Source organism: Lutimonas halocynthiae, assembly GCF_030409835.1.
Lineage (GTDB): Bacteria > Bacteroidota > Bacteroidia > Flavobacteriales > Flavobacteriaceae > Lutimonas > Lutimonas halocynthiae.
The window spans coordinates 77,036-103,618 of sequence record NZ_JAUFQO010000001.1 but is presented as its reverse complement, the minus strand read 5'-3'; the positions used below and the strand labels follow the sequence as shown (position 1 = coordinate 103,618).

At 36.5% G+C, this 26,583-nt stretch carries 23 protein-coding genes; 6 read left to right on the top strand and 17 right to left on the bottom strand.

Going from position 1 to position 26,583, the window contains the following annotated elements; translation table 11 throughout:
* Positions 1–400 precede the first annotated feature (400 nt).
* On the bottom strand, positions 401–1,384 hold the full coding sequence (locus QWY87_RS00445; protein WP_290287284.1) for a helix-turn-helix domain-containing protein: 984 nt from the start codon (positions 1,382–1,384) through the stop codon (positions 401–403).
* A 426-nt stretch (positions 1,385–1,810) separates the two neighbouring features.
* Here QWY87_RS00445 and QWY87_RS00440 point away from each other — a divergent pair, with 426 nt between their 5' ends.
* The 3 genes from QWY87_RS00440 (at position 1,811) to QWY87_RS00430 (ending at position 4,730) form a co-directional block, all read left to right on the top strand.
* Complete coding sequence (locus tag QWY87_RS00440) at positions 1,811–2,371, top strand: HdeD family acid-resistance protein (protein WP_290287283.1); 561 nt, start codon at positions 1,811–1,813, stop codon at positions 2,369–2,371.
* Positions 2,372–2,433: 62 nt separating this feature from the next.
* Complete coding sequence (locus QWY87_RS00435) at positions 2,434–3,852, top strand: M48 family metalloprotease (protein WP_290287282.1); 1,419 nt, start codon at positions 2,434–2,436, stop codon at positions 3,850–3,852.
* Between the two features lie 287 nt (positions 3,853–4,139).
* Positions 4,140–4,730: a hypothetical protein gene (locus QWY87_RS00430; RefSeq protein WP_290287281.1), complete on the top strand. Its 591-nt coding sequence runs from the start codon at positions 4,140–4,142 to the stop codon at positions 4,728–4,730.
* 183 nt (positions 4,731–4,913) lie between these two features.
* Here QWY87_RS00430 and QWY87_RS00425 read toward each other — a convergent pair whose 3' ends face one another.
* Positions 4,914–5,189, bottom strand: a complete 276-nt coding sequence (locus QWY87_RS00425) for a hypothetical protein (RefSeq protein ID WP_290287279.1) — start codon at positions 5,187–5,189, stop codon at positions 4,914–4,916.
* A 241-nt stretch (positions 5,190–5,430) separates the two neighbouring features.
* Between QWY87_RS00425 and QWY87_RS00420 the strand changes: the two genes are divergently transcribed.
* The gene (locus QWY87_RS00420) at positions 5,431–7,263 is read left to right on the top strand and encodes a pyruvate kinase (protein ID WP_290287276.1); all 1,833 of its coding nucleotides are present in this window, start codon (positions 5,431–5,433) and stop codon (positions 7,261–7,263) included.
* A 41-nt stretch (positions 7,264–7,304) separates the two neighbouring features.
* Here QWY87_RS00420 and QWY87_RS00415 read toward each other — a convergent pair whose 3' ends face one another.
* The 15 genes from QWY87_RS00415 to QWY87_RS00345 all read right to left on the bottom strand — a co-directional run bounded on the left by QWY87_RS00415 (position 7,305) and on the right by QWY87_RS00345 (position 23,379).
* Positions 7,305–8,552: a serine hydrolase domain-containing protein gene (locus tag QWY87_RS00415; protein ID WP_290287275.1), complete on the bottom strand. Its 1,248-nt coding sequence runs from the start codon at positions 8,550–8,552 to the stop codon at positions 7,305–7,307.
* A gap of 22 nt (positions 8,553–8,574) precedes the next feature.
* Positions 8,575–9,099: a lipocalin family protein gene (locus tag QWY87_RS00410; RefSeq protein ID WP_290287273.1), complete on the bottom strand. Its 525-nt coding sequence runs from the start codon at positions 9,097–9,099 to the stop codon at positions 8,575–8,577.
* A 144-nt stretch (positions 9,100–9,243) separates the two neighbouring features.
* On the bottom strand, positions 9,244–10,263 hold the full coding sequence (locus QWY87_RS00405) for an SMP-30/gluconolactonase/LRE family protein (protein WP_290287270.1): 1,020 nt from the start codon (positions 10,261–10,263) through the stop codon (positions 9,244–9,246).
* Positions 10,264–10,273: 10 nt separating this feature from the next.
* Entirely contained in the window at positions 10,274–11,704 is a 1,431-nt protein-coding gene (locus QWY87_RS00400) for an amidohydrolase family protein (protein ID WP_290287267.1), read from the bottom strand.
* 46 nt (positions 11,705–11,750) lie between these two features.
* A complete protein-coding gene (locus QWY87_RS00395) occupies positions 11,751–12,443 on the bottom strand; it encodes an HAD family hydrolase (protein ID WP_290287265.1) in 693 nt (230 codons plus the stop codon).
* A gap of 30 nt (positions 12,444–12,473) precedes the next feature.
* On the bottom strand, positions 12,474–13,460 hold the full coding sequence (locus QWY87_RS00390; RefSeq protein ID WP_290287263.1) for an aldo/keto reductase: 987 nt from the start codon (positions 13,458–13,460) through the stop codon (positions 12,474–12,476).
* Positions 13,461–13,466: 6 nt separating this feature from the next.
* On the bottom strand, positions 13,467–15,458 hold the full coding sequence (locus tag QWY87_RS00385) for a sialate O-acetylesterase (protein WP_290287262.1): 1,992 nt from the start codon (positions 15,456–15,458) through the stop codon (positions 13,467–13,469).
* A gap of 78 nt (positions 15,459–15,536) precedes the next feature.
* Positions 15,537–16,160 (bottom strand): SGNH/GDSL hydrolase family protein, encoded by a 624-nt coding sequence (locus tag QWY87_RS00380; RefSeq protein WP_290287261.1) that lies wholly within the window; start codon positions 16,158–16,160, stop codon positions 15,537–15,539.
* A 192-nt stretch (positions 16,161–16,352) separates the two neighbouring features.
* On the bottom strand, positions 16,353–17,690 hold the full coding sequence (locus QWY87_RS00375) for a Gfo/Idh/MocA family protein (RefSeq protein ID WP_290287260.1): 1,338 nt from the start codon (positions 17,688–17,690) through the stop codon (positions 16,353–16,355).
* A 10-nt stretch (positions 17,691–17,700) separates the two neighbouring features.
* A complete protein-coding gene (locus tag QWY87_RS00370; RefSeq protein ID WP_290287258.1) occupies positions 17,701–18,516 on the bottom strand; it encodes a 3-keto-disaccharide hydrolase in 816 nt (271 codons plus the stop codon).
* Between the two features lie 204 nt (positions 18,517–18,720).
* Entirely contained in the window at positions 18,721–20,211 is a 1,491-nt protein-coding gene (locus tag QWY87_RS00365; RefSeq protein WP_290287256.1) for a YfcC family protein, read from the bottom strand.
* Positions 20,212–20,311: 100 nt separating this feature from the next.
* The gene (locus tag QWY87_RS00360; protein ID WP_290287254.1) at positions 20,312–21,781 is read right to left on the bottom strand and encodes a serine hydrolase; all 1,470 of its coding nucleotides are present in this window, start codon (positions 21,779–21,781) and stop codon (positions 20,312–20,314) included.
* Positions 21,782–21,977: 196 nt separating this feature from the next.
* Positions 21,978–22,427, bottom strand: a complete 450-nt coding sequence (locus QWY87_RS00355; RefSeq protein ID WP_290287251.1) for a GNAT family N-acetyltransferase — start codon at positions 22,425–22,427, stop codon at positions 21,978–21,980.
* Between the two features lie 44 nt (positions 22,428–22,471).
* Positions 22,472–23,122: an SdpI family protein gene (locus QWY87_RS00350; RefSeq protein ID WP_290287248.1), complete on the bottom strand. Its 651-nt coding sequence runs from the start codon at positions 23,120–23,122 to the stop codon at positions 22,472–22,474.
* A gap of 2 nt (positions 23,123–23,124) precedes the next feature.
* On the bottom strand, positions 23,125–23,379 hold the full coding sequence (locus QWY87_RS00345) for an autorepressor SdpR family transcription factor (protein ID WP_290287246.1): 255 nt from the start codon (positions 23,377–23,379) through the stop codon (positions 23,125–23,127).
* A gap of 211 nt (positions 23,380–23,590) precedes the next feature.
* Here QWY87_RS00345 and QWY87_RS00340 point away from each other — a divergent pair, with 211 nt between their 5' ends.
* Positions 23,591–24,118, top strand: coding sequence for an inorganic diphosphatase (locus tag QWY87_RS00340; protein ID WP_290287245.1), 528 nt, complete (start codon positions 23,591–23,593; stop codon positions 24,116–24,118).
* Between the two features lie 127 nt (positions 24,119–24,245).
* On the top strand, positions 24,246–26,555 hold the full coding sequence (locus QWY87_RS00335; RefSeq protein WP_290287243.1) for a sodium-translocating pyrophosphatase: 2,310 nt from the start codon (positions 24,246–24,248) through the stop codon (positions 26,553–26,555).
* Positions 26,556–26,583 lie beyond the last annotated feature (28 nt).

Below are 26,583 nucleotides of genomic sequence, written 5' to 3'. Positions count from 1 at the left end.
AGGTTAAATTTTAGGGGCTCTTACAACTAATTAAAACCAACTATTAAATAACAGTTCTGTCAATGGTTTTCTTAGTTTATAAGCTCATAACATTGTATTTATAAAAAAGCTGTTGAGCTGAGCTTAGTAAAATAAGAAGGGGCCAAATTCAAGTAACTTTGAAAATTTTCGATCTTCATGGCAATAATTATATCTGTTTTTCGAATATAATCCGCGCATAAAGCTTTTGAAAAATTAAGTTGGCTTTTTCAATGATTTCATGGAGCTTAATTTTAATGCACAAATTACTCTGTTGGTAATGCCTTGTAACAGAGTCATCTAATATACGAGGATTAATAAATTCCTACAATAATCATTTTAAGACAAAATGGCTTTTGAACGAGTTAGCAACTAAAATCACTTATGCAATTAGTAGTTTCCGATACTCATTCGGAGTAGTATTTGTCCATTTTTTGAATGCCCGTATAAAGTTCTGAGCATTTGCATATCCAATAGAATCACTTATTTCATTGATTGATATACTCTCATCATTGATCATCTCTAATGATTTTTTGAATAAGCTTCTTTCTAATAAAGCGGAGTATTTCAGACCCTCTTGCTGAAGAGAGCGAACAACCGTTCTTTGTGAGACGTTGAAAAAATCAGAAAAATCTACTAAAGTTGGAAAGTACCCAGTCTTAAAACTATCAAGTATTTTAATGATCCTTTCAGAAGTAGTTGAATTGCTAATTAATGGAGCTGCGACATCTTTTGATGTTGTATGGTTTTTAGAGTAAAGCCATTTTGAATCAAAATCCCAGGCATAATAAGGATTAGAATAAGTAATATTAACTTTTCTTACATCAATTAATCTGTCAATCCAATTTACAGAAGTTCGGGGCACATGAAGAATTTTGGGATTCCAGTCTTTCCCTAGTACCATTTTAAAACCCTTTAATGCCATGATGAAAGCAATATCCTCTGCAAACTCTCTGCCTTTTGAATTGGGGTCGATGTGCATTTGAGAGAATCTAGTCATAGGACCTTTCACTTCTAAATTCATTCTAGTGTTCGTCTGGAAAATAGATTCGTATCTAATACCATCTAAGATCACAGTAAGCATGTCATTACATTGGGAAATAAACTCTCCGTATTCTCCTAGTTCATTAAAGTTCATTTGCATGTAGAATTCATTCGCAAGGTTGTTGACATCGTGATCTTCACTTAAATTAATAAGAAACTCGTAAAGAATACTCATTGGGATATATGCGCCTTCTCGTTCAAAATCAATTTTTTTGATCAAGGATTTACTCGCAGTGGTGTTAATATTTGCACCAGATTTACTAAAACCCTGCAATAGGGGAGTTAAAAATGACTGATTGTAAACATGGTAATTTGTTTTCATCCAATGGGAATATATTGATTAAAAATCCTTGAGAAACATTGGACAATAATTTTTAACCTTTTGAACTTAATCTAAAAAGAAAATTTGACGACAATTAAAATCTCTAGAATCAGACGCAAAATGTCTAACATATTCTTCGCAAATATAAACAAAATTAATAAAGTCACTCATTCAATATTGTTTTAACGATTTAATTAAATCATAGTTACTTGCGTTATATATTCAAATACAGTATGTTATGTAAAATAATCTTATCTAATATATCTTTTGTAGAAGCTAATTGTATTGAGTTGTTTGTTTGCCTAAAATAAAATCGCTTACCTTTATTTACTTTTTAATAACCATTAAAATTGGGTAAATATTCTTATCAAATGATTTGTTTAGATCTTACCTGAAGAACTTTTAACCAACCTTAAACCTAAAAAAATGGAATCACAACCAACCTTACAGAATGAAATTATAAAAGGATCTAAATTTGCGATACAATTTGGCCTTCTTTTACTTGTTATAGGAATTATTGCCATTGTTTATCCTTTTGGATTTGGCAAATTCACGGTAATGATAATCGGTTCTTTTCTATTAATAGGAGGGATTCTGAGAATTATTTTTGCCATACTTTCACCTTCAATGGGATCACTTCTCATGAGATATTTATATGGCATATTTATGGTTCTGGCCGGAATTTATATAATCATGAATCCTGAGTCGGGCTTAGAAGTACTCACGATGGTTATGGCCGTTTACTTTATAATTGATGGAATCACAAATGTCATTTATTCCTTCTCATTGATGCCGATCGGTGGTGGATTCTTTTTGCTGATAAGCGGGATTATCACCTTAATTTTAGGAATCATGATTTTCACAAGATGGCCTGAATCCAGTAATTATATTATCGGGATTTATTTAGGTATCAAATTAGCATTGGATGGATTGACTTTATTTCTTTCAGGTAAGGCGATTAAAAAAACAGCAGAGGTGGTTAGCTGAAGCCTTTGAAAACTATCTACACGAAACATTCATTTTTTATTCAATATCAGAAAAAATTTAATATGAGAATAATATTATTTGCCCTTTTGCTACTTGTATGGCTCAGCCCATTACAAGGTCAAAATGTGGAATTAGACAAAGCTCTTGGTGCCAAAAATGCCGAAATGGTAAAAGCTCAAATGGGAATCTATGACGATGAGGCCAAGACCAAGTACATACGTGAAGTAACGGCAAGATTGGTGTCTAAACTTGACAAACAGCTTTTTGAATACGAGATTCATCTTGTACCTGATATGTCACCAAATGCTTTTGCTTTGCCTGGCGGTCATTTGTTTATAACGACTGGCTTAATTCCAATTCTTGAAAGTGAAGATGAGCTCGCCTGTATTATCGGGCATGAGATCATACATTCCAACAACCGGCACACCATCCAGCAAATGAAAAAAAGCATCCTGCCAAAATTGTTAGAAGTTCCTGGGAATTTAATTGGTGTTATGAACAAAGATCTTGGAGATTTCCTAACGGCCCCTATAGAAACTTCAAATAAATTACTTTTTGCTTCCTATGGAAGATCATTTGAAACGGAAGCAGACGACCAGGGAACACAACTCGCCGCCAGAGCAGGTTATGACCCGGAAGCCATGATTGGGGCCTTAAACAGAATGTCAAGATCTATTGAAGCTGCCACCGGCAGGTCAGAAGAAAAGAGCTATTTCAACGATCATCCGTATACTCCTGATCGAGCGAAGGCCATTGAAAAAACCATTTCTAAAATTGAAGCCAAGAAAGCGAAACCAATTTCAGCTCATTTTTTGAAGGAAATGGATAGTATCATTTTTGGAAACAGCCCTGAGGCCGGAATTATTCGTGATAACAGCTTTCTTCACCCTACATTAAATTTTAGAATTCGTTTTCCTTCTAATTGGCAAATAGACAACGAACCATCGAAAGTCGCAGGATATAGTCCTGACAAACAAGGAGCGGCATTTGTTTCTATTGAAGGAAATTTTGTGGACCCCAAAGAAGCGGGAGAATATTTCATTCAAAACATGGAATCTGAATATGAGTCAAAAATGATTGATGCAGCGCCTTATCTAAATAATAATACTGAAGGTTATTTGGTGTCTTTTGCAGATAAGGTAGAGGGCATAAATATGTATGCCTATATACTTTGGGTTCCTCTTGATGGAAAACTCTTCAAGTTAATAGGGATAGGACCAGATACGCACAAATCTGACCTTGAGGCTACGGCAGCTAGTCTGAGAGCATTAAATAAAGAGGAAAAAGAGTCTTTTACTATCAATTTTATGCGAACCGTTGAAGCTAAAAATAATGAAAGCATTGAGCAATTAAGCAAGCGAACTGGAAACCTGCTAAATTTGGAACTGACTCGGATTATTAATTCAAAGTCGGAGAATGAAAAATTCAAACATGGAGAACTCGTAAAAATAGTACGTGAATATCCCTATGCAATAAAGTAATAAGACTGCAACAATTGAGAATATGCCCCCTTGAAATAATTTGGTTTCAAGGGGCATATTTATTCAAAAAGCTTGCTTTCTTTCTCTGCTGTAAGAATATAATTTTTAAAACCGTCCATAGTCAGGGCTTCACAGCAATTGGACGGTTATAGTGAAGCCCTAACCAACAGAATATTTTGATTCAATTTCTGTTATTCCTGAACTTTTTTTTCATCTCATTAGGGTTTTCACCTACTTTCTTCCCTTGTATAGGTATAAGCATAATTTAACCTGATAAATAGTATAAAATGAAAACAATTAAGAATCTATTAGTAAGAGTAAGTTTGATAATCATCGTATCATTAATGATCACTTCATGTGGAAGTACAAAAACAGCGGATGGAGCAGTTTCTGGTGCACTCATTGGAGGTCTTGTAGGAGGCTGGGACGGAGCTGCCACAGGTGCATTAGTAGGTGGAGGTGTTGGCTTGATGGCTGATTCAGCTGATGACAAAAAAGTCAGGCAAGATCAAAAAGAAAGAGAATTAAGAATGATGGAGAAAGCAAATAGCCAACCCGTCCCTCAACCAGTTTCAAAACCGAAGAGTACGGGTGTATTGAATGGCAGTTCATGGAAGGTAGTCAGTATCGTTGACGAGACAAAGAGCGAGAATGATTTTGCTTCCTGGATTATTTCCTTTCAATCGGATAGAAAGGCAATAACCATAGTATTGAACAAAGATGGTAAAAGCGAGACATTTAGTGAAAGTTATACTATCGTGGATGACGTCATCATTTTTACAGGTAAGGACTATGTGACCAATGCAAAATTCTCTGTTACAGATAAGCAAATGATCATTGTTACCGATACAGCTCGAGTGGTTTTGGAGGAGGTTTAGCCTTATACACTTTAATAATATTCATCCTGATTTCAGACAAACTTAATAAAGATGTGTGAAGTTAGGATGCTTGTCTATCTCCTTCTGTCTTGGTTTGTTATTATTGAAACAAGTTTTTTGCTATCAAAAAGCCATTCTATTAATCAAACCAACCATTTTTTTCTGGCTATGATACCTATAAATTCAATTGAGGGAGACTGCTCTTTTCTGAAAAAAGGCCAATTCTCCATAGGTTATCGCATCGATGGTTTCAAAGCGAATATGTTGCGAAGGGTTTTGCGCATATTCCAAAATTTCTTTTTTGATGTCAAAAGCCTTTAGTTCATCATATAAATCATGTCGATCTTCAACCTGTAAATCCAAGAGATAAAGATTTTGTGTTTCATCATAAGTCTGTATGAATTTACTTTCAGCTAATTCATTAATCCCTGAGGTATTTATCTCATAATATGTCTTCATTGAGGATTATTTAAGTTTCACTGTATTGGCAGATTTATCATGCTTTCACAAGAATAATCTAAGTTAAACTAATTTTTTGTTGTTGAAAAGTTCAAGCTACATTTTGTGTATCCTATATCTTAATTTCAAAGGTGTATAAAGACATCCTCTTAAAGCTCTTATTAAGAGGTAAATAATCATGAGAATACCGATAAAATTAAAAAAAGCTTAGTAACTTTAGGGAACAATTAAATTGTTGGTAATGCTTTTTCAAAGAGACAAATTACAAGAAATCCTTGTTGCATTGGATTCAGTAATTGACAGAATTTCTGAATTTGAGCACAAGTACGAGGACCAACTGAGCAGTGTACATCCAAATTATGCGCAAAGCGCAAAAAATTTAGTACATTATTTGGCGCTGCGCTCCTTCAATATCAATATTTTCCAGGATAAATTAGAGGATTTAGGGTTGCCATTTACGCTCGAGTCTCAAAATAATATTTTATACAATATGTTGAATTTCAGGACTGTGATTAACAGTTTGATGCATAATGAATTAATTGAGGAAGAACAGGAGCATATCAATAATAAAGAGGTTAAAAAAATTCTGAAAAATAATTACCAAGCACTTTTTGGAAAAATAAGAAATAAAAGAAAAACAGCCATTTTAGTTACCCAACCTTTGGATGCCGCAAATCATATAGAATTTACAAAAACGCTTTTAAAACTGGGGATGGATTGCGCCAGAATAAACTGTGCGCACGATGATGAAATTATTTGGAAACAGATCATAGACAACATTAAGGCAAATGAAGAACACTGCAAAATTATGATGGATTTGGCAGGTCCAAAGTTGAGAACAGGTAAAATGAAACCAGGGCCCAAAGTCATTCACATTAAGCCAAAAAAAAATACATTGGGTCAGGTAATAGAACCAGCTAAGATATGGTTGGCTCCTTACGGCGTCAGGCCCCCTCTGAATAAAGAAGTTGATGCTGTTATTCCTGTAAACAAAAAATGGCTTCGAAAGACTAAAAAAGGTTCCTATATTATTTTTAGAGATTCGCGTGATAAAAAATGTAAAATTAAGATCAAGGGGAAAGAGGATAGAGGTCGTTGGGGATCGTGCAGTGATTCGGCTTTTGTCATTACAGGAACTTTATTAAATGTGTTTTTAGAAAAGAAATCAACTTCTGAAATACATTCAGTTCAAGAATTGTTGCCTTTGGAAGAAGTTATCTTTTTATTTGAAGGTGATTTGTTGAGGTTAGATAAAAAAGCCATTTTAGGCGAACCTGCAATATATGATCATGAGGGTAATCTAATAGAATTGGCTCATATTTCTTGTACTTTACCTGAGATATTTGATACTGTAAAGTCAGGTGAAGAGGTTTATTTTAATGATGGTAAAATTGGTGGGCTAGTAAAAGAAATCTATCCTGATCATTTGATTATTGGAATAACCAATGCGAAGAAAAAAGGAGGAAAATTGAAAGCCGATAAAGGGATAAATTTCCCAAATAGTGATCTGGGCGTAAGCGGATTAACCAAAAAGGATAAAACAGATTTAAAGTTTGTGGCCAGGCATGCAGACGCCGTTAATTTTTCTTTTGTTAACAACAAACAAGATGTTGAGGAATTACTCGATGAATTAAAAAAGTTAAAGGCGAAAATGGGTATCATTTTAAAGATTGAAACCAAAGAAGCTTATAGAAATTTACCTAGTATATTGTTAAAAGCAATGGAAAATTACCCTGTTGGTGTGATGATCGCCAGAGGAGACTTAGCTATAGAAGCCGGATGGAAAAATTTTGCGATTATCCAGGAAGAAATATTACAGCTTTGTGATGCAGCGCATTTACCCGATATATGGGCGACACAGGTTTTAGAGAATTTGGCAAAAAAAGGAATCCCAACAAGAGCAGAAATTACAGACGTGGCTATGGCTCAACGTGCAGATTGTGTCATGCTAAATAAAGGACCTTATATAGAAAAGGCAGTTAGAATGCTTGACAAAGTAATTCGTAAGATGCAGAGAATTCAAAAGAAAAAAATGACCCTACTACCTAAACTTGAGTTTGCCGAAAATATCTAAAAGAAGGCGGCAAGCATAAGAGGCTTTTTAATGAATCTTTACTATAACTTGTTTCGATAAGATTCCAACTTGAGCCAAACATCTATAAATTCTTGAAAACCTTCATCATCCATCCCGGTATTGACAAAAAATAATTGCCCGGTTTTGGCTTCAGGATTGAAGAACATAAGGCTTGTCACACCAGGATCTCCACCAGAATGTCCTATATTTCCTTTGGCAGAAGAACCCATAAACACACCCATATTATACTCATCATTATAAGGATTATCGGCATCTCTTTCTTCAAAATGAGAATCATTCAGTTGTTCTTTAAATAATTCCTGATAACTCTCTTTAGACAAAATGCTTCCCTTTCCGTCATAACCTTTAATCAACTCTTTAAGGTATAAGGCCATGTCATGTACAGAAGTAATTAAGCCTCCATCAGGGTAAGTAATAAGTTTGTAAAAAGGTAAAGCTTGGTTGATATTTTCATACATCACAGTATGCTGCTCCATGTCGATCTCTTCAAATGACCATCCGGAATCATTCATTTGAAGCGGTTCTAAAATGTGTTTTTTAGAAAACTGATCATAGCTTTCATCAGTAGCTAATTCAAGTACATAAGCAGCCAAGGTTGCGCCTACATTCGAATATTCAAATTGCGCACCTGGTTTAGATTTTAAGAAGCTTTTTTTGATATACCATTCGCCATCTTTGTCAAGGCTTTTTTTCAAGAAAACACCCATAGAAGTGAATGCCTCAGGATCATTGAAATTTGCGGGCCGCTTTGATTTTTGAAGGCTTTCATTATCCTGTACTTCCTTTAAAACATATGACTTCTGATCGTAATACTTTGAATCGGTAATGCTTGAAGTATGCGTTGTTAATTGCCGTATTGTAATTTCTTCTTCAGGATAATAGGGATTTTGTACCTTAAAAGGCAAGTATTTATTAATAGGTTCATCTAAATGTAGTTTGCCTAATTCCTGGGCCTTCAATAAGGCAAGACCCAAAAAAGTTTTTGAAATAGAGGCTATGTTTTGAATCGTATGATTTGAATAAGGTTTCTCTGTAGTTTTGTCAGCAAAACCAAACCCTTTTTCATAGATAGTTTCATTTTCATTCACCATGGCAACTCCAAATCCGTTGATATGACCTCGGGCGTATATTTTTTCTAATTCCAGTGTCAAAGAATCTAAATTCTTTTGATTTGAGACCATATCTGTTGCGGTTTCAGCATCATTTTGAGCATATGTGCAGAACCCGGTGAATAATAGGATAAAGGTTATTTTGAGAATACGTTTCATTTTCTTATCAGGGAGTTTTGTTTTAATTATGAATGGCTTGTACTGTTTTCACAAGTTGGGACACATCAAAATCTTTTTTGGCTATTCTGGCCACAATTTCTTGATACAATCCTTCTTTCATTTGTGGGGTTCTTGAAAGAATCCAGAGGTAGTTACGATCAGGGTGACCTACAACGGCATAAGAATAATCCTCAGCCAGATCGATAATCCAATATTTGCCTTTGAAGGGCCAGAAAAATTGAACTTTTAGTTTCGCATTTCCTGTTCCTGGATCAATAAAAGCCTTTCCTTTAATTGAAGACTCCTTGCCATTCAGGCTGTCTTTTCTACATTTGTTTTTAACGATGATATAGTCTTTTGATGTCTTGGAATAGGTGGCAGTAGTGCCATGACAACCTTTTTGAAAACGTTGAGGGAAAGCGGCAATTTCGTACCATGTTCCGGCATATTTATCTAAATCTACCGTATCTACGGTTTGCAGTGACTGGGAAAACCCAGAAGCCGCAATTAAAAGGAATGGTAATATGAAGCCAATTGTTTTATACATCGATCTCTGTTTAGATTCAAAAAACTAAAGTTAATCATTCGTTGAAACGCCTGCAACGAGCAAACTCATTTTTAGTTGATCAATTTGTTAATGTTTTGATCGAATACTTTTCTATAGAATAAACATAGCAAAAACGTTATGTAATTAATTTAAACTTACTTTCAACACATATGAATCAGCTGTAATAAACAATTCAGTTTGATCTGAATTCAAAGCCACATTCGACGTGGCTCGATTGGTTCTGATCGTTCCCAATCTTTTTCCTTCCGGATTGAAGATCAAGACACCTCCCGGACCGGTTGCGAACAAATATCCAGCATCATTCACTTTTAATCCATCGGGTAATCCTTTCTCTTTGGAAGTTAAGGCAGTGACATCATAAAATATGCGTTTGGAGAGTATGCCTCCTTCTTCATCAAGTCCATAAGCTACCCAGATGGCCTGATCAGGATCTGAATTGGCAACATATAAGGTTTTTTCATCCGGAGAAAAAGCAATACCATTCGGACGGCTTAATTCAGCATCCATGATATGAAGATCTCCTGAAGCGTCATATCTATAGACACCCTGAAATTTCAATTCTTTTGATGGATCTTCCATTCGCTTTGGTAATCCATAGGGTGGATCTGTAAAATAAAGGTTGCCTTTTGAATCAAAAACACCATCGTTCGGACTATTCAGTCTCTTGCCGTCAAATGCTTCGACTAAAGCAACATACTCAGGTTTTGGATCAGTTGTAGGGTTGATCATGCGGGCCACTTGTCTGTTTCCGTGCTGACATAAAATTAAATTGCCATTCGGGTCAAGCAGTAAGCCATTGGCTCCTGGTTCTGAACCTTGAAAATTTTCTCCCGTAAAACCAGAGGGTTTAAGATAAACCTGCACGCCAGTGTTTTCGTTCCAGCTGTAGACTGCATTTCGCGGAATATCAGTAAATAAAAGCGTTTTTTGAGCTTCGATCCAAAGCGGACCTTCTGTCCAGTCATGCCCTTCTGAAAGTATTTCCAGACGGTTTTCAGGATTTACTATTTTAAGTAATTCATCGTCAATTACTTCAATCGAGCCATCTTCCAAATAGTTTATTAAGGGTTCTACCTTAGTGTTTTTTTCCTTGCAGCTAAATAGTAACAAGATCCCAAATAACATAAATAAACTTTTCTTCATGATTATATTTTTAACGTTCTATCCATAAATTTTCAATCCAATACAAGGCTGTAGAAGTCAGATTATTCCTGTCAAATGCCTTGTTTTTAAAAGTATCAAGGGTTTTACCATCCAATAGCCTGCCTTTAATCATAACCCAGTGCGGCTCTTTAAGTGTATTAAGGTTTTCCAGCGGATTTTCATCAGAAAGAATGAGGTTAGCCCATTTGCTTTTCTCAATGGTCCCCATATCCTCAAATTCTTTATGAACTCTTGTTGGATTCACTGTTGCAGTTTTGATGACCTCGTAATTAGTAAGGCCTGCGTCGCTATAGTGTTGCATTTCTTGATGAATGGAATACCCAGGAGCACCTATGGCAATTCCGGCATCAGTACTGCATACAATGTTCACACCCGCTTCATGAAGTTTTTTTATGATATATAGATGAAATTTATGTTGCGTTAGGATTCGCTCCACAACTTCCGGATCGCGAGATTTTTCTCCCTGCCATCGGGCTACTTGCACCTCAGTGTCAACCGATTTGAATAAGGGGTTGATATAGCCTATACTTTTTTTCTGTAGCAGATCATCCTCGGTCAACATCCTGTAAATATTATAGAAACCAGATAAGGTAGGGCTGAAATTCACCTTCGAGGTCGCCATTAAAGCTACTACTGAATCTAGTTTTACAGAGTCCAATTGATAATTTAAAGGCTGTTGTACTATATCTTCGGCGTGTTCAATGGTAGCCACCTGATCAATAAAGTTTTTACTATAGGTCATTTGAAAACTGGGATGGGAGACAATATCAAGATCTAAAGAGGTGGCTTCTTCAACAATTGCCTCAAATAAGGGTTCTGTAATGCCTGCGTAAGTCTTTATAAAATCGTAGCCCCTTTTATCATAATCCTGGATGAGTGCTCTGGCTTGTTCAACAGATTGAATCTGGACTTTATCGTCGCCAAGATCATCAGGCCCCGTTAACTTCGGGCTTGACGTGTAAAACATAGGCCCAATTAGTTCATCATCAGCAAGTTCATTTTTAATCCTTAAATGCAGGGGTACACCCCAAAGATTACGAACGGTTGTAACCCCATTTGCCAAATACAGACCTAATTCAAAACGATCCCAAACATGAACGTGCATATCGATGAGACCCGGTGATAAGAATTTCCCCTGACCATCTATTATCTCTAAACCTTGCCCTTCAATCGTATCGTCAACATTGTAGATTTTGCCAGCCTTGATATGCACCATTTTATTAGCTAAGACTGTGTCTTTAGTCATCGGTATAACATTGACATTTTTTATCAAATATTCATTTGACAAAGGGGCTTCCATATTTTTAGTTTTAAGATAGGAAGCTCGAGAGGTATCAAGCACATAAAAAACCACAATGGTAAGCACAATTAAAGTGATAAGGATAAGTATGCCAATAAGGATACGTTTTATAATTTTCATAGAAATAATACTGATTTTGATTTACTATTATTTTCAAGATAAGAGGTCAAGATTCTAAAAAAGTTACAACATGTTGAATAGTTTCAGCCTCGAAAAACTTAGGGTTATCTATTTTGATATCAACTTTTTCATAAGCCCAGGTGGTGTGATAGGCAACATGAATGGCATGGCCACCCAATTCAAGCACAGGCATCACATCTGATTTAACAGAGTTGCCAATCATTAAAAAATGTTCAGGTTTGCAGTCAAGATGCTTTAATAGTTTGGCATAATCGCTCACTTTTTTATCACTCATGATTTCAATATGATGAAAGTGTTTTTCAAGCCCCGACTTAATTAATTTTCGTTCCTGATCTAACAGGTCGCCTTTAGTTGCCATAACAAGCTTGTAGCTGCCGTTTAAACTCTTTAAGACATCTTCAACACCGTCAAGCATTATAACGGGTTTGTTCAATAATTCTCTTCCTATGTCAAGGGCTTTGTTGACAAGCTTTATGTCTGCCTTATTATCAGTTATCGTAGCGATAGTTTCTACCATGCTTAACATAAAACTCTTAACGCCATAACCATATAAACCTAGATTGTCTATTTCAGTTTTAAACAGTTCTTTTTGTACGCTATGATGCGGTAAATAATCTTCTAAGAGGTTGCTAAATTTTTCTTCCGCTTCCCTAAAGTAGGGTTCATTAACCCAAAGCGTGTCATCTGCATCAAAGGCTATTACTTTTATGTTTTTCATTTTGTATTTGTTACCATTTCTAAAGTACGATTAATATGCACCTCTTATATATTGATCAATGTCATTTTGATATAATTCATATAAGGCATCATGAGTGCGATCTCCTAGAGGCGCTAAGGACGAAGCCGCAGCATTTGATCTTACTTGTTCAACCTTGCTGGCACCAGGAATAACACAGCTAACGGCAGGGTGGTCTAAAATCCAACGAAGTGCATACTGTGCCATCGGTAAATCCTTTGGTAAATATTCTTTTTTGAGGATGTCAACAATTTCCAAGCCTTTGTTAAATTCAAGTCCTGCAAAGGTTTCCCCTACATTAAAAGCTTGCCCGTCACGATTGTAATTTCTATGGTCATTTTCTGAGAATCGAGTGGAAGCATTATAGGCTCCTGAAAGCAAGCCACTGGCCAGGGGTAACCTGACAATAATCCCAGTGCCGGTTTCCAAAGCTTTAGGAAGTAGTTCAGTAACCACGCGTTGCCTGAATATATTGAAAATTACCTGTAGGGATAATAAATCTTCATGTTTCATGCAGATCAGGCCTTGTTCAATGGTTTCAATACTGGCTCCGAAATTTTTGACCAAACCTTGGTCTTTAAGCTTTCTTAGCCAGGTAAAAATAGCGCCATCAACTAATATCTCTTGTGGCACACAATGCAGTTGTATCAGATCCAGAGAATTGAGACCGAGTCTTTCTAGAGAATTTTCAACTGATTCGAACAATACTTTTTCAGAATAATTATCGGGGTACACTCCATTTCCCCTTCCGAATTTGCTGATTATGGTAAGCGGTTTTTTTTCTGTTTTAAGAAACGTTCCGATTAGAGATTCACTCTTGCCACCACCGTATACATCAGCAGTATCAAAAAGAGTGACTCCTTGCTTAACAGCTTCTTGTAATATTCCTAATCCGGTTTCCTCAGATAAAGGGTCACCCCAATCTCCGCCAAGTTGCCAACAACCTAAGCCAACTTCCGATATTTTTGGTCCGTTTTTACCAAGTGTTCTATATTCCATTTTTTTTTAGTTTTTTGTTGAAAATGAAGAAGCGGGTAGCCCTTCTGCGTTAAATAAACTTGCTGTGCTGTTATCGCGCCACGCATATCTGGCATGCAGCGGTGTATCAATTCCGCTAGCTGTGAGTACTATTGTATTGTTCACAATAGAAGCTGCTGCTTTAGAAAAGACTTTATCTTCTCCGGCGATTTCAAAACCTGATAAGCCATCTTCCCCAGCCATTAATCCGTTCATAGCATAATCAAATTCAAGGACTATTTTATTGCCCGTTATTGACATGCTTTTATAAAGTGGTCCTGATGGCATAAGCTCTTTTCCATAATCATTAGCAAGTGCCAGACCAGCCAATCGAGATCCTACATCTTGTTTGTTGGCAGGATGAATATTTGTAACATCTCCAATATCAAGGGTCACAACCATTCCGGTTTTAGGGGTACTCAAAGTTTGGCGCTGGGCCTCACGAAGTTTCTGGGAAACATGTGAAGCAGGATCAGGGCTATAGTTGTAAGGAGCGATTTGAACAAAGTAAAAAGGAAATTCAACCTGCCATTTTTCACGCCAATCATTTATCATGGTTGGAAAAAGACGCCTGTATTGCGCATCTCTACCCACATTGCTTTCTCCTTGATACCAAATGGCTCCTTTAATAGAATAGGGCACTAATGGGTTGATCATGGCATTATACAAAACACTTGGGATATAAGGATTTAATTGCATCACCTCCGGACGGCTCTCAATTGAATTCTTGAGGCCATATCCATAAAATTTTCCTAGATAAATCTCAGCAATAACAAGGTATTTCCAGGTTCCTGCTAAATTAATCGTTTTACCGTCTTTGTTTTTCAATTCAACAGGTCCATCTACTGAACCACCGCCTCCTGTATCAATAATCCTGATGGCTATTGAATTTTGCCCTTTTTTTAACAGGTTTTTAGGCACTGTCATTTCTCTCGGTACATTCCAAAATCCATTTCCCACAAGACCACCAACTTTTTCACCATTGATATAAGTGGCATCCATATCGTCTATCGCGCCTATATGTAGTAAATAGTCTGAAGAGGTATCGGATATTTCAAACTCTTTTCTAATCCAGACCGCACCGTCGAAAGCACCGTTTTTCATGAGATCTATAGGGCCGGGAATTTCGATATTAGTCCAATTGGAATCATCAAATTCTGGTTTCGCTGCGTCGATGTCAGCGAAATCCATTTGTTCCCATTGCTCCTTTGTTTCAGGAAAGTCCTGAGCAGGAAATTGACCAAACCAATTATCTACAACTTCAAAAGTTTTAGGATCTTTTACAAGATCTAACGCATCATCAAAATCACCGAGTTTTCTTAGACTCGCTTCGCTTGCCCAGGATTCTGCCGGTGTTCCTCCCCAGCTACTATGAATGATACCAATTGGAACCTTGAGTTCTTCTTGTAAGCGTTTTGCAAAGAAATAGGCCGTTGCACTGAAGTCACCTGCTGTTTCTGGTGAGGAGGCTAGCCATTCCCCTTTTATATCATCAAGAGGCACCAGTGAGAGCGTCATAGGAACCGTAAACATTCGAATTTCAGGATGTGCTGCCGAAGCAATTTCATTTTTTGAGTCTTTAATCACATCATTAGGAGGCCATCCTTTTAAAGGCATCTGCATATTTGACTGCCCTGAAGCAAGCCAAACTTCTCCGAACAGAATATCATTCAAGACAATTGTGCTGTCAGCAGTCGTAATATTCATTGTAAATGGACCTCCTGCTTTAGGAGTTTGAATTTTTAAATTCCAGTCGCCATTTTCATCAGTTTGAGTTATCGCTTTTTCACCCCAGCTACCTTTAATTTCAATTTTATCGTTCGGATTGTACTGACCCCAAATTGAAACTTTTTCATTTTGCTGTAAAACCATATGGTCTGAAAAAAGATAGGGTATTTGTAAATCGATTTTCTCTTTTTGTTCGCAAGAATAAAAGATTAGAGACATAGCAAGAATCGAATAAAGAAAAGAGGATCTCATTTTTAGCTGTAGTTAAAGTTGTTTATAAAGGTAAGAAATCATCTGATAGATGCGGGCCTTGATTTATTGGAATTATTACTATTCAAAAAGGCTGTCAACAATGATTTGAGCAGCAACCTGGCTACCTTTTAGCGAAGGATGAAAACCGTCGCTGCTATAGTATTCAAAATCGTTGGTTTTATCGAAATGCGCTTTCCAAATTTCACCAACAGGGCATAATATGGTATTGTATTTTTCAGCAACTTCACGATGGTTTTTGATCACCTTGTCGAAAGTCTGATAGTATTGTTTTGAGGGCCAAACCATGAATACGGCAAGCTTAATTTGATTTTCCTCACAGATTTGATGCAACTTTTTTATCGATTTAAATAATAATTTTCTGCCTTCGGGCTGTGATGAAGGGCCCTGTTGTACAATGACAAAATCAAAGGCTTTACTTCTAATTTTAGCTTGTAATTCCCCTTCGTCCCAATGATCAACAAGTGCATAATTTGGCTTAGCCAGGATTTCTGTTGAAATGATAATGTCTTTATCACTAGCTGCCTGTGAAACCAATAATGGTAAATTATTACTGTAACTAAGACTATTGCCAACAAAGAGAACTTTGTAATCTTTTAATGCAGTTTTTTCCTGAGCCTTTAAAGGCGTCACAAGTATCAAAAGAGTGGCAAAAAGAATTAAATATACTTTGTATGTATTCATTTCCTCAATTTAAGTCCTCCAAAAAATGAAGGTTGATTCAACAGGTTTGCTAGCCATAGCTACATTCGTCAGAAAGGCTAAGAATCAGTAAATTCATAAATGATTATTATATCTAAGAAAGGCGCATGAACTCTTAGTTCATACGCCTTTCTTTATTAAAGAGCTGACCTTAAATGTTAAGGCATATAGCTATTAAAATTCTCTATATGGAGCATCTAAGAAAGCATTGGCTTCTTCCTCTGCAAATCTGGCTTTGTCATTATCCCAATGCAAGGTCTTGTTCGGAAATCTTCCGGCAATCACACCCAGTAGGATTGTTTCTGTTAATCTTGACGCATAAGAGAAAGGCGCACTGGTTTCTGCATTACCTAAACAGGCGTCCACAAATTGATGATAATGTTTGTTACTTTCTTTTCCATAATCACTTGTTGGAGGACCTAATTCATCTTTGTCTTTTACCAGAGAAAGGTCTAATTCAACATACTTTCCATCAACAATATGTCTTGGCAGTTGCATAAAATGAGGCAATAATAAACTTCCTTTTTCTCCAATAAACATGGCACCTTGTTCAGGTAATTCATCGTTATTTGGCAGGTTCAGATCCTCATGTGATTGAGGAGCACCAGGACCATCATTCCAAATCCAGGTTAAAGTATCTGCTGTATAGTCGGTTCCAGGAAATTCATAGGTTACAATATTATTTTCCGGAAATCCAAAGCCGTTAGGTTCTCTACAGTTATTTGTAATGGTTCTTGGCACATCTAGTTGTAATGCGTTATAAGGTGTATCAAAAATATGAACGCCCATGTCTCCTAAAGTTCCGCAACCATAGTCAAGTATTTTTCTAAAGTTACTAGGGTGGTAATAACCTTCTTTATAGTCTCTTTCAGCAGCAGTACCCAACCAAAGATTCCAGTCTAGATTATCTGGAACAGGATCTGATCCTTGAGGTTCCGGTCCATCATATCCCCAATTTTTTGGTGACCACGCCCTAACTGTTTTAACTTTCCCAATGATACCACTTTGAATGAGAATAGTGGCAAGTTTATAATCATAAAACGAATGCACCTGAATTCCCATTTGGGTTACCAAGTTTTTTTTGCTTGCCATTTTTCTCATAGCTCTGGCTTCAGCAACATGATGCGTCAATGGCTTCTGACAATAAACAGGTTTATCCATTTCCATGGCCATCATTGAAGCAGGGGCATGTGTATGATCTGGAGTAGACACAATTACCGCGTCAATATCTTTCTCCATTTCCTTGAACATGATTCTGTAATCCGCATAAACCTTTGCTTCAGGATACATCTTCTTGGCAGCAGCAAGCATTTTAGAATCTACATCACAAAGTGCTACTACATTAACTGCTGAATGGGCAGCTGTAGCTTTAAGGTCAGCAATCCCTTGAATTCCTAAGCCGATATGGGCAGTTCTTAATGTATCGTTTTTTGACATGGCCCAAAGGGGAGAAGGCAAGAATGCCCCCATTGTCAAAGCTGCTGTACTCTTTAAAAAGTCTCTTTTTTTCATTGATGTAGTTTTAAAGTTTTTTAATTTTTATGTTTCTGAACCATATGGGGCTCGAATGATCCTGAAACCCAATATACCCTGACTTAAAAGAACCGTACAAGTCAGCATCCTTCCATTTTCCGGCATTCTTTTTTGTCTGCCATTCATCAGACCAGGGAACAAAGCTTAGCAACTTTTTTCCGTTAAGCCAATGCTCCACTTTTTCAGGTGTGAAGATAATTCTGGTTGTATTCCACTCTCCAACAGGATATAATACTTTTTGTGATGCATCTGCAGGATGCATGGCATAGTCAGAACCAGTTTTTTGCCAATCCTGTAAATCAGCAAGATTCTCCTTAACTCCCATACTTTCGTTATACGAAGTTAGGTCGTGAATTGAAGCATAATTTGCATCGTCAATTAGCTGATATTCGGGCGAGATGTCTGGTGGCCCGGCATCAGGAATACCTTCTTTTAAATGATAAAAAATCCCACTGTTTCCTCCTTCAGGGATTTTCCACTCAACATATAATTCAAAATTGTCAAATTCTTCATTGGCATAAATGATATCTTGACCTCCTGTATAGTCTTGTTCCATACCAAGTTCTGTATCAAAAGTAAGAACACTGTCTTTCACGATCCAGCCTGGAGGTAACGCATCACCATTATAGGCTCTCCATCCATCTGTAGAGTTTCCATCAAGTAAATAGATCCATTCACCAGATTCTTTTTCAATTTTAGCTTCCTCAAGGTTAGTATCTATAAGGTCATCCGCCACTTTTTTCTGCTCTTTTTTACAGGCAAAAGAAAAGGTGATCAATATAATAATGGCAAGAAATTTATTCATAATTATAAATTGTTTTTATTAAAATGATATGCTTCTATTTGTAAAAGTACAAATCAAAATCAAAAAAATAATCCTTAATGGGTCATAATTAGACCCTTATATGCTAGACTCCAGTTGTCAGGGGTCGAATAACAGATTTATAAGGTTAAGCGACAAGCTCATTTAAGCGATAGTGTTGTTGAGCTTGAACTGCTTTCATATTACTTATAGATAGACAGATATGGTCAAAAACACCATAGTGACCAAAGTGAGTATGATAGCCAGTGGTGTAACGAACTTCAACCATTTATCATAACCAACTTTTATAATGGCCAAGGAGGCTAAGATAAGACCCGTTGGATTGAAAAGGTAAAACAAGCCCATCCCGTATTGGTAACAGTTTACGATAACTTCTCGGCCAATATCAACCGTGTCGGCCAATGGAGACATTATAGGCATGGTTAAAACAGCCATTCCAGATGAAGAGGGGATAAAAAAGGATAAGCCACCATAGATGAACAATAAGGCATTTGTAAAAATTCCTTTGTTCATTCCTTCTGTCATAGAACTTGCATAATATAACATGGTATCACTGATAAGTCCATCGTCCATAATCACAGAAACGCCTCTGGCGATACCAATGATAAATGCCACACTTAGTAATTCAGCTGCACCTTTTGAAAAGGCATCTACAAACACAGTCTCCTTTATCCTTCCTACAAAACCGATAAGAACCGCGCCTACGAGAAATGTAGCGGTCATTTCAACAAACCACCAGTCTAGTATCGAAACGCCCACTATCATAACAACAAAGCTCATAGAGAAGATCAGGATAATTAGCTTTAATCTTGTTGTCAGTTTGAGCGATTCATCATGAGATTTAAAATCGTGTTTTAGGTTTTTCTTTTCTTCATATATAAGTGACTTAGTTGGGTCGTTTTTTACGCGTTTCGCATATCTCAAAATGTAGATAATCGTGATGATAAGGCAGGTCAATAACATGATGATTCTACCAGTGAGCCCGGTTGTCCAATTGATTCCTGCGGCATCAGAGGCGATAATTACAGAAAATGGATTTATTGTAGAGCACATCGAACCAATTGCAGAGCCTAAAAATATACAGGCCAAGCCTACCATTTCATCATACTTTGCAGCTAGAAAAACGGGAATCAATATAGGAAAGAAGGCCATGGTTTCTTCGGCCAGACCAAAAGTAGTCCCTCCAGCAGCAATCAATGTAGTTACAAGAATAATTAGTAAGTACTCCCTGCCATTTAACGCTCTTCCAAGCCACGAAATCCCGGCATCAAAAGCACCTGTAGTGTTCATAATTCCGATGAGTCCACCAATAATTAAAACCAGAAAAATAATATCTGCAGCCTCGATAATCCCTCTTACTGGAGATTTTACGAAGGCAGCAAAACCTTGGGGTTTAGATTCCAAATTTTTAAAAGTATCAGGAATACTAATCGGTTTATAAATGTCGCCATTAGTGAATTTCTCTAATGGAATCTTGATTTGTAATGATTCGAGTGTCTCCTGAGAGGCAGGAAGGCTGGTGGTTCCCTGAGAGCTGCTTCTTTCAAAGGAATTACTATCCGCATCATAACTTAAACTATCATATTCGCCGGCCGGGACTATCCAGGTTAGTAGGGTCACCAAACCAGCGATGATAATTAGAATAGTTTGGGCTGTTGGAAATTTAAATTTCTTCATTTTATGGGAATTCCTTTGATTAGCTAAAATCAATTTGGTCCCATGCAAGATACATTTTTATACAAGAAATATTTCAGCCTATAAAAGCAATTCACCAATACTATTTATTGGCTTCAAGTTCATCTATGATTTTTTTGGCATTCTCATTTTTTGGATCCATTTCAAATGCCTTCTTATAATTTTTAAGAGCCAAATCTTTTTGCCCATCTGCCAAATACGCCTCAGCTAAGCTATCATAAGGGTTAGATGATTCAGGAAATTCCTGAACGTTAATAGTAAATAAAGCAATAGCCTCTTTCACTTTACCTGATTGTAACAAGCTATATCCGGCGCGATTCATTTGTCCTTCATCTAAATTATACTCATTGTGATTTTTGAGTTCGTCATACTGGGCCATTCCTTTGTCAATCCCATCATCATTAAATGTTTCGAGTAAAGCATCTGCAAGAGACATTTTTGGTAAATCATATGGTTTGTCGTCTAAAATCGCATTGATCGCTACAGTGATTTCATTTAAAGGTGCACCTCCAGTATTATTCAAAAGAATAACAACGTTTTTTTCAGCAGGAACGCGAGTGATTAATGTGTTAAATCCGTTGATCCCGCCACCATGAGAATATTCCATCACGCTATCTTTTTTCTTTTCAGAATACACATTACGAACACCCCAGCCATAGGCATAAGATCCGCCCCAGGCCTTGATATACCCTGTCATCATGATTTTATAATTCTCTTCAGATAATAATAGACCTTCACTAAGAGATTTGTCCCAGATGTATAAATCATCAGCTGTAGAATACAATGATCCGGCTGCATACGGGATTGACATATCTAAATAATCTGAATTTGAATAATTACTGCCATTTTTCTGATACCCAGTTGCTCTTTTTTTCAAAATAGTAGCATGGTGATCAAAACCTGTATTTGCCATTTTTAAAGGAGTAAATATTCGGTCGTCCAATTCTTGTTCATAAGTGTTACCGGTCACTTTTTCAGCAATAGCTCCAAGGAGGAAGTAACCAGAATTACTGTATTTATACGTGCTACCCGGCTCAAATTCAAGAGCCATATCTGAAAATTCTTTGATAAACACATCAACTTCATATGGATTACGACTCTTTTCATTAAAGAAATTTGGAAAAGAGGTATAATTTGGAATTCCTGAAGAATGTGTGAGTAAATGGTGAATGGTGATCTTATCGCCCGTTGTTTTAGGGTAATCTGTCAAATAAGTAGTAATGGGAACACTTAAATCTAACTTCCCTTCTTCAACCAACAACATGATTAACATTGATGTAAATTGCTTTGTTATCGATCCTAGTCTGTGTTTGGTATCGGCATCATTATCTATACCCCATTCCATATTGGCCATTCCATAACCGCCATTAATGATGAGGTTTCCTTGATCTGCAACCAATACTGAGCCGTTAAACTGTTCGTATTCTTTATATTTTTTGAGCAGGGCATCAATTTTGCTTTTATGGGATTGAGCGGATACGTTAATTGTAAGTAAGCCAAAAATGAGAATAAAGAAGGTTAGAATCGCACTTGATTTTTGAATAGATTTCATTTGGTTTAGAATTAGTTAGTTTTTAATTTTAAAGATGCATCATAATTTCAGGCATCTCTCTATAGTGTATTGTTTGACTGATTAATTGCATTTACGTTACAAATAAAAATGCTTTAGTGGAGTATTGGTTCGTGATTATGCAGCTTTATCTTGCCAAGAAGGATTTTGATTTAATTTATTTAAAACAATCTCAGAATTATCGAGTTAGTATAAATGATATCTTCTCAATGCCAAACTCTGTCATCCAGACCTTATTTTTTTTAAATCCAAAATTGAGATAGAATTGAACCGCAGGATGGTTGTCATGACCTGTTTCAACTGAAATTAACTCGGCGCTAAAATTATCTAGTACATACTGTAGCATTTTAAAACCAATACCTTGTCTAAAATATTTCGGATCAACGGTTAAACTTCTAACATGTATATGATTTGGATTCTCTTCCAATTCCATTACGGCCGCTATAGACTGATGCGTAAAGTACCCATAAAAAGTACTTTTACTTGATTGAATTGCTTCAACAGACCTGTTTAAAGGAGGAAAATCTTCACATTTTAAAAGCGCTGCTTCGACTGCGTAAGACACCTGGAAAATGTCATAAATCTTTTCACTGATGTCAATTTGTTTTTGATCTAAGGGTTTTATCATCGATTAGTAGGGAGTTATGGCTTAATTGGAGTGCAATGTTTGTATCATGACTTTACAAGACTTTTGTATTTAAAAAAAGAATAAATAACTGGCACAAGGCTGATGATAATTGTAATAGCTATGAAAATGCTAAAATTAGTTTTTTGATTTAATAACAAACTGCTTAAGATTACTATAAACCCGCCTATAAACCAGATTTTACCGGCGAGTTTATGCGTTTCTTTCCAAACGGTTTCATTTTCTAAAGTCCAGGGCGTCTTGATGCCAATAAAATAGTTAGCTCTTAAAGTTTTGAAATAATTGCCCAAAATCACAAAAAGAACACCCATTAAAAGAACAATATAATTGGGGTTATAAAGGGTTTCATTTTTTACGGAATAGATAATGATCATGGCCAAAACGGACATAAAAATGGTCATAGCCATTTTCAAAGTGAAATATTTATTTCCCATCTTATTGATCTTGCCTTTGGGATCTATCATGGGAACAATAGTAAAGATGATATAGATTAAAAGCGGCAGTAAAATTGGGATGAGAATTAGTTCTGATTTATCCCCATAATCATCAATTTCCCCTTCAATATTCCAATGAAGTGGAACAGTATCTGGTAATTTGTTCCATAGATAAGCCAGATAAATAAATGGCGCAAATACAATTGCGATAAGGGGCGCTTCTTTTTGAAAGTTGAATTTCATAATTATTTTTTTAGGGTGAGTATCCACGAAAGTAAATCTTCTAATATGCTGGTATTAAGAGAATATTGAATGAATTGTCCTTTTTTCTCACTTGTAATGAGATCGGCTCTTTTTAGAATGTCTAAATGATGTGATATACTTGGCTTTGACATATTAAAGTGATTGGAGATTTCTCCGGCATTCAGGTCTTCATCTTTTAGTAATTCAATAATCTGCCTTCGTGTCTCATCATTAAGTGCTTTAAATAAAGAGTTCATACTATATTTAGTTATTTAGACAAATATCTAAATACTTTTTAATTTGAGCAAATGTTTTTAAAAAAAAATTGTTAACGATTATTTAATCTGTGCCTATAACCTTATAAAATTGGCAGTTTCCTTCGCTTAATAAGTATGAAAAGCCTCAATTTATGCACAATTCATTCGAGAAAGTCATTGAAAGTTGTATTTTTGCAAAAAAAATTAATTTATGAGTGCTAAGAAAAAAGTCACATTTGATGTTCTGATTGAAATTCCAAAGGGAAGTAGAAATAAATACGAATACGATTTTACGTTACATAAAATTCGCTTTGATAGAATGTTGTTCTCATCAATGATGTACCCTGGTGATTATGGTTTTATTCCAGAAACCTTGGCACTTGATAAGGATCCTTTAGACGTTTTGGTATTATGTGCTGAACCTAGTTACCCTATGGTAGTTATGGAAGTCAGACCTATTGGTGTATTTCATATGACGGATGAAAAAGGGCCAGATGAAAAAATAATTTGCGTTCCTGTTGATGATCCAATTTACAATAAGAGAATGGATATCTCTGATTTGAATCCACACAGATTAAAAGAAATCGAACATTTTTTCAAGGTTTATAAGGATTTAGAAAAGAAAAAAGTTGATACTGGAGGATGGGGAAATGCTGAAGAGGCCGTTAAAATTTATACCGAATGTGTAAAGCGTTATGATGACAGTGAGCATAAGAAAAAAAGAACGTTTACTATTTAATTAAGAAGCTTCTTTTAGAATATAATACAGGAACCACCATTTGTTAATGGTGGTTTTTTTTATCTCTCAATATTGCTTACATTTAGCCACTTTAAAAAACAAATCACTTAAAAAACTAACACTAAAAATGGAATTAATCGTAAATTATTTGTGGTTGTTTGGCATTTTGGCTCTTGTATTTGTATTCGCAAAAAATGCATGGGTTGCTAAACAAGACGCGGGGAATGAAAAAATGGTAAAAATTGCAAAACACATAGCTGATGGGGCCATGTCGTTTTTAAAAGCGGAGTATAGAATATTAGCGATTTTTGTAGTCGCAGTAGCTGTATTGCTTTATTTTAAAGGAGCAAATGAGGAAGGATCTCATTGGATGGTTGCAATTTCATTTATTGTAGGAGCAATTTGCTCCGCTTTGGCCGGTTTCATAGGAATGAAAGCCGCAACAAAAGCTAACGTTAGAACAACACAAGCAGCTAGAACATCTTTAGGCAAAGCACTGGAAGTAGCTTTTGCAGGAGGAGCTGTAATGGGTCTTGGAGTTGTTGGTCTTGGCGTTTTAGGTCTGAGCGGATTGTTTATGATCTATCAAGGAATGTGGCCAGGTGAAGAAAATATTCCAATGGTATTGAATGTACTTTCAGGTTTCTCTTTAGGAGCATCATCTATCGCTCTTTTCGCAAGAGTTGGTGGAGGTATTTACACTAAAGCTGCTGATGTTGGTGCTGACCTTGTAGGTAAGGTAGAAGCAGGAATTCCTGAAGATCATCCATTGAACCCTGCAACAATTGCAGATAATGTTGGTGATAACGTAGGAGATGTTGCTGGTATGGGTGCCGATTTATTCGAATCATATGTTGGCTCTATTATTGGAACAATGGTATTGGGAGCCTTCATCATAACGCCAGGTTTTGATGGTTTAGGAGCTGTTTATTTACCATTAGTCTTAGCTGCTGTAGGTATATTAATGTCAATTATAGGTACTTTCTTTGTAAGAGTTAAGGACGGTGGCAGCCCACATCATGCGTTGAATCTTGGAGAATTTGGATCTGGATTTTTAATGATTGTAGCTTCTTATTTCCTTATTCAGGAAATGATCCCTGAAAGCGTTGAAGGCTTGCCCTTCGGTGCTATGGGTGTTTTTTATGCTACTTTGGCTGGCTTGGTTGCAGGATTTTGCGTAGGAAAAATAACCGAATATTATACTGGAACTGGTGGAAAACCAGTAATGTCAATTGTGAAGCAATCTGAAACAGGAGCTGCTACAAATATTATTGCAGGTTTAGGTGTTGGGATGATGTCAACGGCTATTCCAATTTTATTAATTGCAGCGGCGATTATGGTATCGCATCATTTTGCAGGCTTATATGGAATTGCTATTGCTGCGGTTGGAATGCTTGCAAATACTGGAATTCAATTGGCTGTAGATGCTTATGGTCCAATTTCTGATAATGCCGGAGGTATTGCTGAAATGGCCGAGTTACCAAAAGAAGTTCGTGAACGTACAGATAAACTGGATGCTGTTGGAAATACAACTGCTGCCATTGGTAAAGGTTTTGCCATCGCGTCAGCTGCTTTGACTGCTTTAGCTTTATTTGCTGCTTTTATGAAAACGGCTAACGTAACTGCTATTGACGTTTCGCAACCAAAGATTATGGCAGGTTTATTAGTGGGAGGGATGCTTCCGTTTGTATTCTCAGCCCTTTCAATGAATGCTGTTGGTAGAGCAGCTATGGCAATGATTGAAGAAGTAAGAAGACAGTTTAGGGATATTCCTCAATTAAAGGCTGCCCTCGAAGTAATGAGAAAACATGATTCAGATATGTCAAAGGCTTCAAAAGAAGAGCGTGCTATTTTCGATGCAGCTGATGGCTATGCTGAATATGATAAATGTGTTGAAATATCGACAAAGGCGTCTATTAAAGAAATGGTATTTCCTGGCTTATTAGCTTTAGCTGTGCCTGTAGCCATCGGATTTATTGGTGGTGCGGAAATGCTAGGTGGTTTATTAGCCGGTGTAACAACCTGTGGTGTGCTTATGGCAATCTTTCAATCTAATGCCGGTGGTGCATGGGATAATGCTAAAAAAATGATAGAGGAGCAAGGTAAAAAAGGTACTGAGGCACATAAAGCAGCCGTAGTAGGTGATACTGTAGGAGATCCTTTTAAAGATACTTCTGGCCCTTCATTAAACATTCTTTTAAAGTTAATGTCTGTAGTGGCATTGGTAATAGCCCCAAGTATCGCTTTAGATGCTGAAGCTGTTACAGCGCACAATATGGAATCATTAACCATCACTGAACAAGTTGTTGTTTCAGAATCTGCTGAAGGAACAGTTGTAACAGATGAAACTACTATCACGCTAGAAGAAGCGAGCACTGAAGAGATTGAACAAGTATCAGAAGAAGCTGTTACTACTGAAAATAATGAAAAGGAGTAAATAACCCTTTTTTTAATCATTTAAAAAG

Coding starts and splice junctions, on each gene's coding strand:
- QWY87_RS00445 (WP_290287284.1), bottom strand. CDS start 1,384: ATGAAAACAAATTACCATGTTTACAATCAGTCATTTTTAACTCCCCTA.
- QWY87_RS00440 (WP_290287283.1), top strand. CDS start 1,811: ATGGAATCACAACCAACCTTACAGAATGAAATTATAAAAGGATCTAAA.
- QWY87_RS00435 (WP_290287282.1), top strand. CDS start 2,434: ATGAGAATAATATTATTTGCCCTTTTGCTACTTGTATGGCTCAGCCCA.
- QWY87_RS00430 (WP_290287281.1), top strand. CDS start 4,140: ATGAAAACAATTAAGAATCTATTAGTAAGAGTAAGTTTGATAATCATC.
- QWY87_RS00425 (WP_290287279.1), bottom strand. CDS start 5,189: ATGAAGACATATTATGAGATAAATACCTCAGGGATTAATGAATTAGCT.
- QWY87_RS00420 (WP_290287276.1), top strand. CDS start 5,431: ATGCTTTTTCAAAGAGACAAATTACAAGAAATCCTTGTTGCATTGGAT.
- QWY87_RS00415 (WP_290287275.1), bottom strand. CDS start 8,552: ATGAAACGTATTCTCAAAATAACCTTTATCCTATTATTCACCGGGTTC.
- QWY87_RS00410 (WP_290287273.1), bottom strand. CDS start 9,099: ATGTATAAAACAATTGGCTTCATATTACCATTCCTTTTAATTGCGGCT.
- QWY87_RS00405 (WP_290287270.1), bottom strand. CDS start 10,263: ATGAAGAAAAGTTTATTTATGTTATTTGGGATCTTGTTACTATTTAGC.
- QWY87_RS00400 (WP_290287267.1), bottom strand. CDS start 11,704: ATGAAAATTATAAAACGTATCCTTATTGGCATACTTATCCTTATCACT.
- QWY87_RS00395 (WP_290287265.1), bottom strand. CDS start 12,443: ATGAAAAACATAAAAGTAATAGCCTTTGATGCAGATGACACGCTTTGG.
- QWY87_RS00390 (WP_290287263.1), bottom strand. CDS start 13,460: ATGGAATATAGAACACTTGGTAAAAACGGACCAAAAATATCGGAAGTT.
- QWY87_RS00385 (WP_290287262.1), bottom strand. CDS start 15,458: ATGAGATCCTCTTTTCTTTATTCGATTCTTGCTATGTCTCTAATCTTT.
- QWY87_RS00380 (WP_290287261.1), bottom strand. CDS start 16,160: ATGAATACATACAAAGTATATTTAATTCTTTTTGCCACTCTTTTGATA.
- QWY87_RS00375 (WP_290287260.1), bottom strand. CDS start 17,690: ATGAAAAAAAGAGACTTTTTAAAGAGTACAGCAGCTTTGACAATGGGG.
- QWY87_RS00370 (WP_290287258.1), bottom strand. CDS start 18,516: ATGAATAAATTTCTTGCCATTATTATATTGATCACCTTTTCTTTTGCC.
- QWY87_RS00365 (WP_290287256.1), bottom strand. CDS start 20,211: ATGAAGAAATTTAAATTTCCAACAGCCCAAACTATTCTAATTATCATC.
- QWY87_RS00360 (WP_290287254.1), bottom strand. CDS start 21,781: ATGAAATCTATTCAAAAATCAAGTGCGATTCTAACCTTCTTTATTCTC.
- QWY87_RS00355 (WP_290287251.1), bottom strand. CDS start 22,427: ATGATAAAACCCTTAGATCAAAAACAAATTGACATCAGTGAAAAGATT.
- QWY87_RS00350 (WP_290287248.1), bottom strand. CDS start 23,122: ATGAAATTCAACTTTCAAAAAGAAGCGCCCCTTATCGCAATTGTATTT.
- QWY87_RS00345 (WP_290287246.1), bottom strand. CDS start 23,379: ATGAACTCTTTATTTAAAGCACTTAATGATGAGACACGAAGGCAGATT.
- QWY87_RS00340 (WP_290287245.1), top strand. CDS start 23,591: ATGAGTGCTAAGAAAAAAGTCACATTTGATGTTCTGATTGAAATTCCA.
- QWY87_RS00335 (WP_290287243.1), top strand. CDS start 24,246: ATGGAATTAATCGTAAATTATTTGTGGTTGTTTGGCATTTTGGCTCTT.